Genomic DNA, 15,296 nt, shown 5'->3' with positions numbered 1-15,296 from the left:
AAGGAAATTAATTCCTTACCGGTTTATTTATTGGTGATGGATTAGTATGAAACCAGACAATTTCAAGGTGGTCACCGTTTCGGATTTCATCGTAAAACGTAACTTCATGTTTATTTCGAATAAGGTGAAACCCACCTGGATTGTCCTTGGGTAATTCTATATCAATGTATCGAAAAAGATCCTGAAATATAAAAGAGGAGGTTTTTTCAAATCTTACTTGAATTAACTCTCTATTTAAAAGAATATCAGTTTCACTTAAGGCAGTATTTCCCCGATAAACCGAATAGGATTTATTTGTTAAGGTAAGTGGTTTATCATTAAATGTAACAGAGATTTGATTCATATTACCGGTGCTATATACGGCTATCAAATCTTTGACAGTTACTGGCTTTCTGCGGATTAAGGTAAGGTGATCATTATCGGATATCCGATAATTGAATGACACAGCTTTACCGTTAACATATACGGCACCTGAAAATGAAGGAAAGCTTTCCTGCTGGCCATTGATAAATAGATTGAACGACATAAGTTCTTCTAATATAGAGTTCAATCCGGCAAATAACAATGCATCTTGTACGGTTTCAGGCATTCTAAATATAATCTGATCACCATCATGAACTTTCTCATGACCGTCAGCAGGAAATCCATTAACGAATAAGGTACACGGTATTTCGTATTTTTCCTCATTTATATAAATCTTCCTGTTTGGCAGTTCATCAAGTAATTCACTTAAAATAACAGAAGTTTCTTTGCCATCTTTTCCTTTTTCTATCCACACTTGATCCCCCGGAGTTAATGCCGCATCAAGTGGGCAATTCTCATCATTCTTTCTGATAAGCGGTGGCTCGCCATGACTGCCTGGTATTGTAATATTTCTCCCATTAATACTTACGATCTTTGCATTACCGGGTTTACCGTAAAGTTTTGTTAAATGCAGTCCTGCTGCTAGCAAAGCATCTCCTATTGTCAGTTGTTTTAAATCAAATAAACGAACAGGAATGCCATTAACCTCGACAGAAACATAGTGAATAGGATTAACCTCTGATGAAATGGCAATTCCGATTGGGGTAACCAATTCAGGTCCCTTCTTAAGATCAGACTCCATTTCTAAATTTTTAATGGCATCTATTCCGCGTATAGCGACTCTATTGGCAGGCAGATTTAATTTATCTGCTAGAATATCTGGTAGACGAGGTGTTAAGCTACCTCCACCAATAAGCATAACTGCTTGAGGGGCCTTATCATTGTTCAATCGTAAAATTTCCTGACAAATGGAATCTGCTAATTTTTCAATGGCTGGCTGGATGGCCATAAGCATTTCTTCTTTTGGTATCTCTGATTCAAAACCCAAGATATCTTGAACGTTAATCAAGTCATTTTCATTAATGGATCGCTTAACTTCTTCTGCGTTTGGAAAATCTAGTAGATACTGGTCGCTGATCTCTTCCGTTATCTCATCTCCGGCAACAGGGACCATTCCGTAAGCGATAATGGTTCGTTCATCTGTTAGTGCTATATCAGAGGTACCGGCTCCAATGTCAACTAGACAAATATTAAGTCTTCTCATAGAAGGGGGAATAAGGACATGAATGGCAGCAATTGGTTCAAGAGTAAGAGCTTCAAGTTCCAAATCAACCCTTTTCAGAGCAGCAAATAACGATTCAACAACGACTCTTGGAAGAAAAGTGGCGATAATTTCTGCCTCAGCTAAGTCACCTTTTTGATCAAGCAAATTTCCGATTTCCTGCCCATCCAGATAATAGTGAAGAACAGAATATCCTACACAGTAATAATGATAATTATTTTGGATTTCTTCTTTGTCAGCTACTCTAAATTGGGCTTGTTGTACAGCCGCTAATTCAAGATGAATGCGATCATCGGCAGAAAGGATGGGTTTTCCGGTTATGTTTATAGACGATTTCCCGATTTCTGTGCGTAAAGCACGTCCTGCCGCTGCTACACATACTTTAGTAAGAGGTCCGTGCTTTTTTTCTAATGATAGCTTAATATTAAGTATAACGTTGGAGACGGAAACGACGTCATGAATTTGCCCATCCAGCATCGCGCGCTCTGTATGCTCCCTTACCAATACATCTGTAACCACATATTTATCTTGGCGTATTTCTAATATGATTCCTACAACTGAGCGTGTCCCGATATCAAGAGCAAAGATTTTTTTGGTCAAGGATTTACCTCTCCTTTTACGCTTTAATGCTTAAAAGCGTTTTATTAATAAAGGTTTTAATAGTGACAATATGAATTTAATCCGTTATAATAGTTTCAATTATATACTGAAATGTAAAATATTTTACTAAGGGAATTCGAAATTTTTATAATTTTAAATAACCTGTGCCAAAGTGTTAAAACTCGGGAAGCAGAAACAGAGAGGATGAGTGATATTGAGTAATAAAGAACTAGATGTATTAAGAGAACAACTGGATAATTTAAATCTGCAATTATTACAGCTTATTAATGAACGAGGTAAAGTTGTACAACAAATTGGTGAATTAAAAGGAAAACAAAGTCAATATCGTTATGATCCTGTGAGAGAAAGAGAAATGCTTAATACACTTATCCAAAATAATGATGGACCATTTGAAAAATCAACCATTGAACATATATTTAAAGAAATATTTAAAGCCAGTCTTGAATTGCAGGAAGATGATCATCGTAAAGCGCTGCTTGTTTCCCGTAAGAAACATCCAGAAGATACAATCATTGATATAAAGGGCGAGAAGGTTGGAAATGGACAACCATCTTTTGTTTTTGGCCCTTGTGCGGTAGAATCTTATGAACAAGTAGCGACAGTGGCAAAAGCTGTTAAAGATAAAGGATATAAATTACTTCGAGGCGGAGCGTATAAACCACGGACATCTCCTTATGACTTCCAGGGATTGGGTGAAGAAGGATTAAAGATTCTGAAACGGGTCGCTGATGAATTTGACTTGGCTGTCATAAGTGAAATTGTAAATCCAGCCGATATTGAGAAGGCGGTTAAGTATATTGATGTTATTCAAATCGGTGCCCGTAATATGCAGAACTTTGAGTTACTTAAAGCCGCAGGAGCGGTTAATAAACCTGTTCTTCTAAAAAGAGGGCTGGCGGCAACGATTGAAGAGTTTATTAATGCGGCTGAATATATAATGGCACAGGGAAATGGAAATATTATATTATGTGAACGCGGTATTCGAACGTATGAAAAGGCTACACGGAATACACTTGATATTTCAGCGGTGCCTATACTAAAAAAAGAAACTCATTTACCGGTGTTTGTTGATGTAACGCATTCTACAGGTCGTAGAGATCTATTAATTCCAACTGCTAAGGCCGCTTTGGCGATAGGAGCAGACGGGGTCATGGCTGAAGTTCATCCGGATCCGGCGGTTGCGTTGTCTGATTCAGCACAACAAATGGATCTCAACCAATTTGATACGTTTGTAAAAGAGATTAATCAATTCACTCAAAATACAGGAATCAGAGTATAATAGTAAGGGCTGCTACCTGGCAGCTCTTTTTCATTCATTTATTCTTATAAAAGGCTTTTTTAGAGTTCATTGTTGATTTATTAGCTGGTTGATAGTTGTGGATGGCCTGAGACTCCTTGCTTAGAAAAGAAAGGCCAAGGGAAACCCAACAGGCGTAAATCCCAAGGAGGCTCCCGGACCGCCGGAAATCGAAGGCCAGAGCTAGGGACGGATAACAACATTTAAGTTTAACAGAGCTGCAAAAAAAGATGGGAAGAACCCATTTTTTGAATAATTAAAGGAAAATCCCGCTATCATGTGATTGGCATAGGGATGTTTTAACGGATATTGTCTTGCAAAGAGATGAAGAATCACTCTTGGTTGAAATTAGACTGACTGTTTAGTTATATAAACAATAGTAAGAAAATTGATAAAGTGTTTATTTGCACGAATTTAGAGGGTAGAGTATTATTATAATAACATACTAAATGGTACTTAAATTCAATACTATTAGGGTAAGATAAGAGAGAGTTGGGCGGTGTAAAAAATGAATATTACAATTTATGATGTAGCTCGAGAGGCTAGTGTCTCTATGGCTACTGTATCACGTGTTGTCAACGGTAATCCAAATGTTAAACCGGCAACGCGTAAAAAAGTAAATGAAGTGATTGAAAGACTTGGCTACAGACCAAATGCGGTAGCTCGTGGACTGGCAAGTAAAAAAACAACAACAGTTGGAGTAATTATTCCGGATATCTCCAGTATCTTTTTTGCAGAGCTTGCAAGAGGCATAGAAGATATTGCTACAATGTACAAATACAACATTATTTTAAGCAGCTCTGACTCAAATGAAGACAAGGAAATGCATTTGATTCAAACAATGCTTGGTAAACAAGTGGATGGACTTGTATTTATGAGTTCAAATATGACAGATCAACATATTGAAGAGTTTAAGAAATCATCGGTTCCAATTGTATTGGCTGGAACAATTGAAGATTCAAATCAAATCCCATCTGTAAATATTGATTATGAACAAGCCGTTATAGATGCAATAACATCCTTTGCTAAAAATGGACACAAGAAAATTGCCATAGTTACAGGTTCTTTACAGAACGCAATTATAAAGGAAAAAATGATGCCGGGATATCGTAAAGCATTAGAAGCGGCTAATCTTCCATTCAATGAGGACTATGTAGTGGAGACAGATACAACTTATGATGATGGTATTGAAGCTCTGAACCAATTGATGGAATTGGAGAATAAGCCGACCGCTATTTTTGTATGTTCAGATGAAGCTGCTCTTGGTATCATCCATGCAGCACAGGATAAAGGAATATCTATACCGGATGATCTTGAGGTAATAAGCTCTGACAATACAAGATTATCTTTAATGGTACGCCCTCGTCTAACGACGGTTGTTCAGCCATTATATGATATCGGTGCTGTTTCGATGCGCTTGCTGACAAAGCTTATGAACAAGGAAGAGGTGGATGAATCCACTGTGATTCTTCCATACAGAATTGAAGAGAGAGACTCTACAAAATAAAAATTAAAAAAGCTGAGCCATTTTGTGAACATTCATACAAATGGGTCAGCTTTTTTTTATATAATTAATTGTATTCATAATATCTTTGTCCTCATCTTTAGTTGTATAACATGTTGTTTGTGACGGTTTAATAAGAATTTTTAGTAATAAAATAATTTTGTATGAGTACTACTCCATAAAATAGATTCCTCATCTGATCAACAGGGTTATGAAATCGTGTAAAGTGCCTTTTTAAGGGTTTTGGCGTTCTTTTCCGTAATCTCGCCTTTCCTAGGGATAGGCGTATACATATCAGGTGGATCCTCCCATGTACTTGGTAAAGTGACAGGTGCCAATGCAGACCAATAATTAGTCCATTCTTTTGGCAACTGACCTGTGCGATTCGGGTTATTGGTCATTTCAAGCCATACTAACGACCAGGCTCGCGGTACCACCCTCCATATATCATACCCTCCGCCTCCGACTGCGATCCATTTTCCTTGGCAGTACTTGTGTGCAAGCTTATGGGCAAGCTTGGGTATATATTGATAGATAGCTGTAGTAGCGGAAAGGTGTGTTAATGGGTCATAGTAATGGGCATCCGCACCATTTTGCGTTAAGATAACGTCTGGCCGGAAAAATTCGATAACAGCCTGAAAGGATTTCTCATAGCAATCGAGCCATGATTCATCTTCCGTAAAGGCATCAAGCGGGATATTAAACGAAAATCCATATCCTTTGCCGCTTCCCCGTTCAGTAATATTCCCGGTACCTGGGAATAGGTAACGCCCGGTTTCATGGATAGACAGGGTACAAACAGAAGGGTCATCATAAAAAGTCCATTGAACCCCATCTCCATGATGTGCATCCGTATCAACATAAAGTACTCTGGCATTATATTTCTTCTGCATATACTTAATGGCAACAGAACTGTCATTATAGATACAGAATCCAGAGGCTTTGCCTCTAAAACCATGATGCAAACCCCCACCAAGATTCAAAGCATGTTGAGCACGCCCTTCCATTACTTCATCCACGGCAGATAATGTCCCTCCGACTAGCCAGGCACTTGCCTCGTGCATACCCGGAAATATGGGGGTATCTTCGGTGCCAATTCCATAATTTAATGCTTTGTCAGGGTCAAGTTTACCTTGTCCAGCCAATCTGATTGAATGGATGTATTCGAGGTCATGCACGAGGTTTAACTCTTCATCTGTGGCCATTCTGGGTTTGATACAGTCTTCCTCTTTCAGGGCATCCATTTTTTTTAATAAATCCACTGTTATTTGCAGACGTTTTTGGTTAAATGGATGCTCATCATTAAATTTATAGGAAAGTAAATCGGCTGAATAAACAAATGAAGCTTCCTTCATAGGTTGCTCTCCGGAACATTTGGCCACACTACTTCATATCCGGCCGATTTCAGCCCCTGAACAATCTTCAGAGGGTTCATTGTTTGAATTCTCAGGACTAGAATTTTAAAAGCGGGGTCTTCTTTATACGGATAAATGAAAATGCTATTCACATTTTGTCCTTTAATAACTTCCGCAATTTCACTAAGCGTACCTGGTTTATTGGTGACTTTCACTTCAATTTGAGAGGCAGGCTGATTGGCCCCTGTAAGTTCAACATACGTATGCAGAAGATCGGTTTCCGTAACAATCCCGACCAATTTGTTCTCACTGATTACAGGCATACAGGATATCTTTTGTTCATAGAACACAAAGGCAATCTCTTCTACGAAATCAAGAGGGTGTGCTGTATAAACATCGGTAATCATGATATCGCTTATTGGTTTTAAAAGGTCTTCCTTGAATTCTTCTATATGGAAGATAGATGGAGTTGCAGAGCGGATATCCACATCACATAATAGGCCAATTAATTGCTGTTCATCATCTATGATTGGTATATGCCTAATTTTCTTTTGTTTCACCAGATCAATTGCCTGCTGGAGTGTGGCATTTTTTTGCAGCGTAATCACATCTTTAATCATGATATCCTCAATAATCACAAGTAGCCCCCCTCGAAAAGTCGACAATCGGTAATCGTTAATACATATACCGATTCATGAATCTTAATTGATCGAATCTTTGAACGCTCTCTTTATCTACATTTTTCCCTATTCTGGCCATTAAACAATTAGCCGGATGGGAGCATATTTCAGGGTCATCAGTAGCATACCATTCCAATCCACCGGCACTCATCATTTTCTCCATCATTTTTCGATATTCCCATACATTTAAGCCGCTGCCTTTTAAATCCCAATGCCAATAATATTCTGTCGTAATAATGATGTAATTTTCCATCCACTCATCCATCATAGCCACTCGAAGTAGATTTTTACCGACCGAACAGCCACGGTATTCACGAATGACTTCAATAGCACCGAGTTCAATCAAATCATCCATCTTTCCCTCTGACCAGCGTTCCAAAGGGTCAGGATATAAATACGTAACGTATCCAACAATTACATCGCGATTCCTCGCAATAATAATTCGGCCTTCAGGAAGGCTACTGATTTGTATGAGAGCCTTGTGCTGTTTTTCGGGAACTCTAAAGGCAACAAGGCCTTCATGAAATTGGAGATCCTCCAATTGATTATGTGAGACTGGACCCTCAATAACAAGCGGCCCGCGAGGCGTTTTAAATTCTTTCGAATAATACGTTTTCTTATGTTCCATTCATACACCACCCAGGTCACATTTTAAAGCTATTATACAGTACTTTAAAATAAGTAAACGTTCCATGATATGAACTTTTTAGGTCAGATGTAGTGGAAATTCAGAGTTCTTATTCTGCTATTTTAAAATGAATAGGTATGTTTATCTTAAAAGTCACTACAATTATAAAGATTGTACCATATTGTCTTAATTTAATAAAATATTTAAAAAATTGAGATAAATTGGATTTTGTACTATACTATCAATATATTATCATGATCAGGGGGGAAATAATTATGAAACTGGAAGCGCTTTCTATTGAAAAAGGGGATTATAATTTAGCAAACTATGAGGGTACTTATAAATCATTTGACTGGAAGGATGTAGAAAAGGAATTCTCTTGGCATACCACAGGAAAAGTGAATGCAGCATACGAATGTATTGATAGACACACTGAAAATTTCAGGCGCAATAAGGTAGCATTATATTATAAAGACCCTAATCGCTATGAGAAGTATACATATAGTGATATGAAAGATTTATCGAATAAGGCAGGAAATGTACTGAAGGAATCCGGCAATGTAAAAAAAGGTGACAGGGTATTTATTTTTATGCCAAGATCACCGGAATTGTATTTTATTGTTCTTGGTGCCATTAAATTGGGAGCGATTGTGGGACCTTTATTTGAAGCCTTTATGGAAGGAGCGGTTAAAGATCGCTTAGAAGACAGTGAAGCCAGTGTAATCGTCACAACGCCTGAATTAGTATCCAGAATACCTACGGATGATCTTCCGGCTTTAAAGCATATTTTTGTAGTGGGAGATCAAGTAGAGGAGACTGGCAAATATATAGATTTTAACAGTAAATATGAAAATGCGTCGAAAAAATTAGAGATAGAATGGGTGGACCGGGAAGATGGGTTAATTCTCCATTATACATCGGGTTCAACGGGTAAGCCTAAAGGTGTCTTGCATGCACATAATGCAATGATCCAACATTTGAAAACCGGTCAATGGGTACTCGACTTAAAAGAAGAGGATGTATATTGGTGTACAGCAGATCCAGGGTGGGTCACAGGAACGTCTTATGGGATATTTGCTCCTTGGCTAAATGGTGCCTCTTCTGTGGTCACTGGAGGACGGTTTAGCCCGGAGGCTTGGTACCAAACCATTGAAGATTTCCATGTAACCGTTTGGTACAGTGCTCCTACAGCATTCCGCATGCTCATGGGAGCTGGCGATGAGGTGGTAAAACAATATGATTTATCCAGTCTCCGCCATGTGCTCAGTGTTGGGGAGCCTTTAAATCCTGAAGTCATTAAGTGGGGGCAAAAAGTATTCTCAAAACGAATCCACGATACATGGTGGATGACAGAGACCGGAGCTCAGCTTATTTGTAATTATCCATGTATGGAGATTAAACCAGGCTCTATGGGGAAACCGATCCCTGGGGTGGAGGCTGCTATAGTGGATGATCAGGGGAATGAATTGCCTCCATATCGGATGGGCAATTTAGCAATCAAAAAAGGCTGGCCATCTATGATGAGACAAATCTGGAATAACCAGCAAAAATATGAATCCTACTTTATGCCTTCCGGATGGTATGTTTCGGGGGACTCTGCCTACATGGATGAAGATGGGTACTTTTGGTTCCAAGGCAGAATCGATGATGTCATTATGACATCCGGAGAACGGGTAGGACCGTTTGAAGTTGAAAGCAAGTTGGTTGAACATCCAGCAGTTGCTGAAGCAGGAGTAATAGGCAAACCGGATCCGGTACGCGGCGAAATTATTAAAGCGTTTATTGCTCTCAGGTCCGGATACGAGCCTTCGGATGAGCTTAAAGAAGAAATCAGGCTATTTGTTAAACAAGGGCTTGCTGCTCACGCTTCACCAAGAGAGATTGAGTTTAAGGAAAAGCTGCCGAAAACACGAAGCGGTAAAATTATGCGAAGAGTATTGAAGGCCTGGGAGCTTGAATTGCCTACAGGTGACTTATCAACAATGGAAGATTAAAAACAAAGGTGTTTATAAGGTTTCGATGACCTTATGAACACCTCTTTTTATTTTCTATTATGCCTCAGCATATATATTTTTAATTATAGGGAAAGGGAGAAGGTAATGAAAATTAAACTAGTAAAGGTTCAAGAAAACGATTTTATGGATTATTATAGCCTTGTAAGGAATGAGAAGGTTATGGCTCAAATAAAAGTCCGTTCGATTTCTTTTGAGGAAGCTTAAGTAAATTTTCATAAGTTAGTAGAGCGTAATGAGAAATATAAAAACGAAAATTTCGGTACATATAAAATCTTTGACAATGTTGGTGAATTTATTGGACTGGGTCATGTAACAAAAATGAAGAATGGCTTAAAGAAGCTGAAATTGGATATATGATATTGCCAAAATATTGGGGTTTAGGCTATGGAACGGAAATTGCTAAAACATTAATCGAAAAAGCTAAAGAATCAAAATTGAAGAAACTAAAGGTAATTATCGATCCAACTAATATCCATTCGAGAAAAATTTTAATTAACTTGGGATTTTGAAGCGAAAAGGTTTGTACGATCGATGAATTACAAGGGGAAATCATGTGTAAAAATTTGATATAGATTTACTATCTTGTGTTTGTATACCTGTATATATAAAACTTTTCAGCCAAAAAGCTTGTTATTAAACCGATAAGGATGGGTACAAATGACCCTATTGAAAGATAGAACTCATTTGAAACATTTCTGTATTCATAGTGCATCTGCAACCAAGATATATTAAACATTTCACCAAGAAAATAAAGTATGATGGTTGTCACTATAAATGATCCAAAAGTCACGATAAAACTTTTTATCTGCACATCATTATCCTCCAATCGAACCTTATACATATTTTACCTATTATTGTTTGTGTATACAAGCCGAAGCTTACTATTTTGTAGCGAGAGTTTTGGATGGACAAAGTAATAATTTAAGTTCCTACTATATAGTCTATGTATACGATTATAATAGGATGTAGAAAAGGCTGTTCCAAGTCTGGTTAAACAACCTGGAACAGCCTTTTATTTTATTCTTCTTCTGAATTTTCTACAGGTACTGGCTCTTTCTTATCTGTAGTTTTCTTCTTATCATTTGTTTCTTTCTTATCTGTAGAGGTTTCTTTTTTAACTTCTTTAGCCTTAGTCTCTGCTTTATATTTAATCATGGAGGATGGGGCAGATTCCTTACCTGCTATATCTACCGCAGTAATGTAATACGATCCTTTACCATCTGTTTTATAGCTTAGCGAATTATTTCCTTTGATGCTGGCTACTTTGCTGCCATTTACGTATACGCGGTAGCCGACGATATCAGAATCTCCAGGAGAACTCCAGCTAATAACATTCTCTTTTGAAGTAACTGATGGTGCTCCAGGAGCCTTTCCATTATCATTCATTTTCGATCCGCCCACGAACGAATTCTCAAAATCAGAGCCTTTTGGCGTAATAGTTGATTTATCAATAAGGTATTTTGCACCTACAATGTTAGAGAAGTCAGCATTGATAACAAGACCAGTTTCTGTGAATTCCTCCGGAGTAGAATCCAGTGCTACATATTTATTTCCATTTATAAATACATATCTTTCACTTGATGTCGGAAGGTTGCCATTCTCAGATAAAGGAAGATACTTGGCATTGAAATAATCAGATTTTGCGAGTCCCGCATCTGCACAGGCTTTAGATGCTAATGATCCGCTCAACGAACAATAGGATCTGGATACAATTCCGCCTGGCATTTGGTGCCGCTTTGAAGGCCCAACTATGTTTGGTGCAACATCATAAGCGGAATTTATTAACTGTGCCCATAAGGTTTGATTTCGCTGTGAATAACTCATTCCATATGTATCCACAGATGCATTTGAATCATATCCCATCCAAACCCCAAATGTAACATTTGGATTTGTAGCAACCATCCAGGCATCATGGTACTTCTGACTTGTACCTGTTTTGCCGGCCCAGTCCGCTGAAAACTTCAATTTACTGTTTAAACCGGCTGCTGTTCCGGAACTGATGACATCTCTCATCATATCGATTGTTAAATAAGCTGTCTGCGGACTGAAGACATTCGTCTTCGTCTTTTTATGTTGGTAAATAGTTTTTCCGTTTGAGTCTACTATTTTTTCAATCATATAGCTATCTACGAATTGTCCGCCATTTGCAAATGTTGCATAGGCATTTGTATTTTCTTCTACGGTTACGCCTCTGGCCAATGCACCCAAAGAAGTGGCTAGGTTTGTATAATCTTGCTCTTCTAAAGAAGTGAAGCCCATTTTTTCGAGAAATGTTACCGGTTTACGATTTAAAATTTCTGCATATTGAACCGCTGCCGGTATATTATAAGATCTCTTTAGCGCTTCACGTGCAGAGGTTATTCCGGTAATCCCTCCGCCGGCATAGTTTCCTGGACTCCAACCGCGAATGTTCACAGGAGCATTGACCAACGTTTTACCTGGATAAGAAACTCCATACTCCATCGCTGGTGCATATACAAGTAGTGGCTTCATCGTTGATCCATTGGAACGGACAGCAGCTGTGGCATGATTAAGCTGCTCTCGCTCAAAATCACGGCCTCCAACGAAGCTAAGTATTTTTCCGTTTGAGTTTTCAATGAGCATAGCACCAACTTCAATTGGTTCATTCTCTATATAGGTTTTCCCCGTTTCAGGATCTGTTTTCGTTACCTGTCGAGTACCCTGATAATAAGGAAAATTTTTAGTGACTTTCTGCATATTGTCATACATTTTTTGGTTAATGGTTGTATGGATTTGATAGCCGTTTTGTCGAATGGCCTGATCAGCCAAGGTATAATATTGTTTATAAAGATCGTCGTCTTTTTCTAAATCTTTGCTTGAAAGACCATCTTGCTTTGCCAATATTGGCATCATGAGTTCAATTGCTCTTTTCTCTACTTCATAGGTTAAGTATGGGTACTTTTCAGTAGGGTATGACTGTTTCTTGGCAAAATCTTTCGTAATATCATATTTTAACGCAGCTTCATACTCTTTTTTTGTAATGGCACCATTTGTATACATTCTTTTCAGGACCGTTTTCATCCGGTTGATACCAGGAGTAACATCCTCCTTCACTTCACCAGATTGAGTAAATGGTGTATAAAGGTATGGATTTTTGGGCATTCCTGCAATAAAGGCTGCTTGTGGTAGAGTTAAATCTTTGGCATTTACGCCAAATATACCGTCCGCTGCTGCCTGGACGCCGGCAATATTACGGCCGGAGGAATTTCGGCCAAATGGCGAGATATTAAGATAGGCTTCTAGAATCTCATCTTTTTCCATGAATTTCTCAAGGCGAAGTGCCAGCAGGATTTCCTTGGCTTTACGATCAAAGGAAACCTCATTTGTTAATATTTGTTGTTTAATTAATTGCTGTGTCAGTGTGCTTCCCCCTGATTGGACAGAAGCATTTGTCACTTCTTGAAGTAAAGCTCGAATAATGGCTTTTGGTACAACACCTTTATGCTCATAAAAATAGGAATCCTCAGTGGAAATCAATGCTTTCTTGACATGATCTGAAACATTTTCCAGTTTAACTTCTTTTCGCTCTAGATCTGACCGCATCTTCCCCATATATACATTGCCTGCAAAATAAATCTCAGATGTTTCTTCATAATTGGACATACTGGATAGGAGCTGCTCTTTGCTCCTGATCGGTTCATCCTTTACCATTGACGCAAAGTAACCGGCCCCAACGCCTCCTGCAAAAGCAATCCCTATGATACATACAATCAGAAAGATTAATAAATAATTCCAAATTACCTGATAGGAAATTCTTGCTTTTCGCTTTACAGTTGGTGTGGTTATATAGTTATAAAATGGTGTGAGTCTTTCTTTAAGTTTTATAAACATATCTTTCATTCATTCACTCTCCCAACAAATCACATACATTATAGCATAAGCAAGGGTTCTGGTAGATATAGTTTCTTCTTAATAACAAACAATACAATTATTGGGTTTGACAAGGAGTATGCTGTTATGGTAAAAAAAGCATAACATTTAATTTTATAGTTGATGCGATTACAGGAACCCAGTAGTTAGTCCGCCAATGTTATAGAGAGCCGGTGGTTGGTGCAAACCGGTACAAGCGGAATAATGAATTACCTCCTCGAGCAGTATTCGGGAAAGCTTTGTATAAAGCTGTGTAGCGAATGCCGGAACCTTTCCGTTAAAAAGATAAGCGGCGAGACAATTGTCATGTTTCGCAAGTTGGGTGGTACCGCGATAGTTAATCGTCCCTTCATTTTAATGAAGGGGCGTTTTTTTATATTATTTTAAATAATAAGAGGTGGAGAATAATGAATATTTTAGATGATTTGCGTTTCAGAGGTCTGGTAAATCAATTTACTGATGAAGAGGGTTTGGAAAAATTATTACAGGAAGAAAGCGTGAAATTATATGCCGGTTTCGATCCGACTGCTGATAGCTTGCATATTGGCCATTTGCTGCCTATTTTAATCCTGAGACGCTTCCAGTTAGCTGGGCACCAGCCAATCCCATTAGTTGGCGGAGCAACAGGAATGATTGGAGATCCTAGTGGTAAAAAGGCAGAGCGTACGTTAAACACGGAGGACGTTGTTCATCAATGGACTGCACGTATCAAAGATCAACTTTCCCGTTTCCTTGATTTTGAAACTGGCGAGAATAAAGCAATCATGGCCAATAACTATGACTGGATTGGCAATATGAACTTAATTACTTTCCTAAGGGATATTGGTAAAAACTTTGGTCTTAACTACATGCTTGCAAAAGATTCGGTACAATCTCGTATTGAATCAGGTATTTCATTTACCGAATTTAGCTACATGATTATGCAATCTCTTGATTTCCTTAAGTTATACGAAACACAAGGCTGCCGTTTGCAAATCGGTGGAAGTGATCAGTGGGGAAATATTACAGCGGGGCTGGAATTGATTCGTAAAACGAAGGAAGATGCAAAAGCTTTTGGTTTAACGGTTCCTCTTGTTACGAAATCCGATGGAACTAAATTTGGTAAAACAGAAGGCGGAGCGATTTGGCTTGATCGTGAAAAAACATCTCCGTATGAGTTCTACCAGTTCTGGATTAATACAGATGACCGCGATGTCATTAAATACATTAAATACTTTACATTCTTAAGCAAAGAAGAGATTGAAGCGCTTGAGAAAGAGGTTGCTGAAGCTCCGGAAAAACGTGCGGCTCAGAAGGCACTTGCTGAAGAAGTAACAAAGCTTGTGCACGGGGAAGAAGCTTTACAGCAAGCCATCAATATCTCTAAGGCTTTATTCAGCGGGGATATTAAACAATTATCAGTAGAAGAAATTCGCCAAGGCTTCAAGGATGTTCCGAGCTTTGAAGTTGGCAGCAACGAAGAATTACTATTAGTAGATTTACTTGTAAATGCAAAAATCTCTTCGTCTAAGCGCCAGGCACGTGAGGATATCACAAATGGAGCCATTTACATCAACGGAGAAAGAGTCACAGACCTCGCTCATACAATGGCAGAAGCTGATAAATTAGAAGGACAATTCACGGTAATTCGCCGCGGTAAAAAGAAATACACGCTTATTAAGTACGTATAATATATATGTGTGAGGGGCTGTCTGAATTAGGCAGCTCTTTTAATGTAGGG

Annotated in this window: 9 protein-coding genes, 1 pseudogene and 1 other annotated feature; of the genes and pseudogenes, 5 read left to right on the top strand and 5 right to left on the bottom strand. The window is 38.4% G+C overall.

What is annotated here, in order from left to right; translation table 11 throughout:
* Positions 1 to 7 precede the first annotated feature (7 nt).
* Positions 8 to 2,185 carry a cell division protein FtsA gene (locus AC4G3K_RS04840; protein WP_491076142.1) on the bottom strand — a complete coding sequence of 726 codons (2,178 nt, stop codon included), beginning with the start codon at positions 2,183 to 2,185 and terminating at the stop codon, positions 8 to 10.
* A 214-nt stretch (positions 2,186 to 2,399) separates the two neighbouring features.
* On the opposite strand from AC4G3K_RS04840, the gene AC4G3K_RS04835 reads away from it, so the two are divergent.
* Positions 2,400 to 3,485 (top strand): bifunctional 3-deoxy-7-phosphoheptulonate synthase/chorismate mutase, encoded by a 1,086-nt coding sequence (locus AC4G3K_RS04835; RefSeq protein WP_491076141.1) that lies wholly within the window; start codon positions 2,400 to 2,402, stop codon positions 3,483 to 3,485.
* Between the two features lie 526 nt (positions 3,486 to 4,011).
* The gene (gene ccpA, locus AC4G3K_RS04830) at positions 4,012 to 5,010 is read left to right on the top strand and encodes a catabolite control protein A (protein WP_491076140.1); all 999 of its coding nucleotides are present in this window, start codon (positions 4,012 to 4,014) and stop codon (positions 5,008 to 5,010) included.
* A gap of 206 nt (positions 5,011 to 5,216) precedes the next feature.
* Here the strand turns inward: ccpA and AC4G3K_RS04825 are convergent, their stop codons facing one another.
* From AC4G3K_RS04825 to AC4G3K_RS04815, 3 genes are read right to left on the bottom strand one after another with little or no spacing between them, the layout of a single operon-like run.
* Complete coding sequence (locus AC4G3K_RS04825) at positions 5,217 to 6,362, bottom strand: acetoin utilization protein AcuC (protein ID WP_491132609.1); 1,146 nt, start codon at positions 6,360 to 6,362, stop codon at positions 5,217 to 5,219.
* The gene (locus AC4G3K_RS04820; protein WP_491132608.1) at positions 6,359 to 7,000 is read right to left on the bottom strand and encodes an acetoin utilization AcuB family protein; all 642 of its coding nucleotides are present in this window, start codon (positions 6,998 to 7,000) and stop codon (positions 6,359 to 6,361) included. The genes AC4G3K_RS04825 and AC4G3K_RS04820 overlap by 4 nt, the downstream gene beginning before the upstream one ends.
* Before the next feature lie 37 nt (positions 7,001 to 7,037).
* The gene (locus tag AC4G3K_RS04815; RefSeq protein WP_491132607.1) at positions 7,038 to 7,670 is read right to left on the bottom strand and encodes a GNAT family N-acetyltransferase; all 633 of its coding nucleotides are present in this window, start codon (positions 7,668 to 7,670) and stop codon (positions 7,038 to 7,040) included.
* Between the two features lie 275 nt (positions 7,671 to 7,945).
* Here AC4G3K_RS04815 and acsA point away from each other — a divergent pair, with 275 nt between their 5' ends.
* Together acsA and AC4G3K_RS04805 are read left to right on the top strand one after the other, a co-directional pair.
* The gene (acsA, locus tag AC4G3K_RS04810; RefSeq protein WP_491132606.1) at positions 7,946 to 9,664 is read left to right on the top strand and encodes an acetate--CoA ligase; all 1,719 of its coding nucleotides are present in this window, start codon (positions 7,946 to 7,948) and stop codon (positions 9,662 to 9,664) included.
* Positions 9,665 to 9,769: 105 nt separating this feature from the next.
* A pseudogene (locus AC4G3K_RS04805) lies at positions 9,770 to 10,194 on the top strand (GNAT family N-acetyltransferase).
* A 508-nt stretch (positions 10,195 to 10,702) separates the two neighbouring features.
* Here the strand turns inward: AC4G3K_RS04805 and AC4G3K_RS04800 are convergent.
* Positions 10,703 to 13,546: a transglycosylase domain-containing protein gene (locus tag AC4G3K_RS04800; RefSeq protein ID WP_491132605.1), complete on the bottom strand. Its 2,844-nt coding sequence runs from the start codon at positions 13,544 to 13,546 to the stop codon at positions 10,703 to 10,705.
* A 149-nt stretch (positions 13,547 to 13,695) separates the two neighbouring features.
* Positions 13,696 to 13,928, top strand: a binding site (T-box leader).
* Between the two features lie 52 nt (positions 13,929 to 13,980).
* Here AC4G3K_RS04800 and tyrS point away from each other — a divergent pair.
* Positions 13,981 to 15,246: a tyrosine--tRNA ligase gene (gene tyrS / locus AC4G3K_RS04795; RefSeq protein ID WP_491076256.1), complete on the top strand. Its 1,266-nt coding sequence runs from the start codon at positions 13,981 to 13,983 to the stop codon at positions 15,244 to 15,246.
* The last annotated feature ends 50 nt before the right edge of the window (positions 15,247 to 15,296 follow it).

The organism is Bacillus sp. z26 (assembly GCF_058313635.1).
This window is presented reverse-complemented; position numbering and strand designations above follow the sequence as displayed.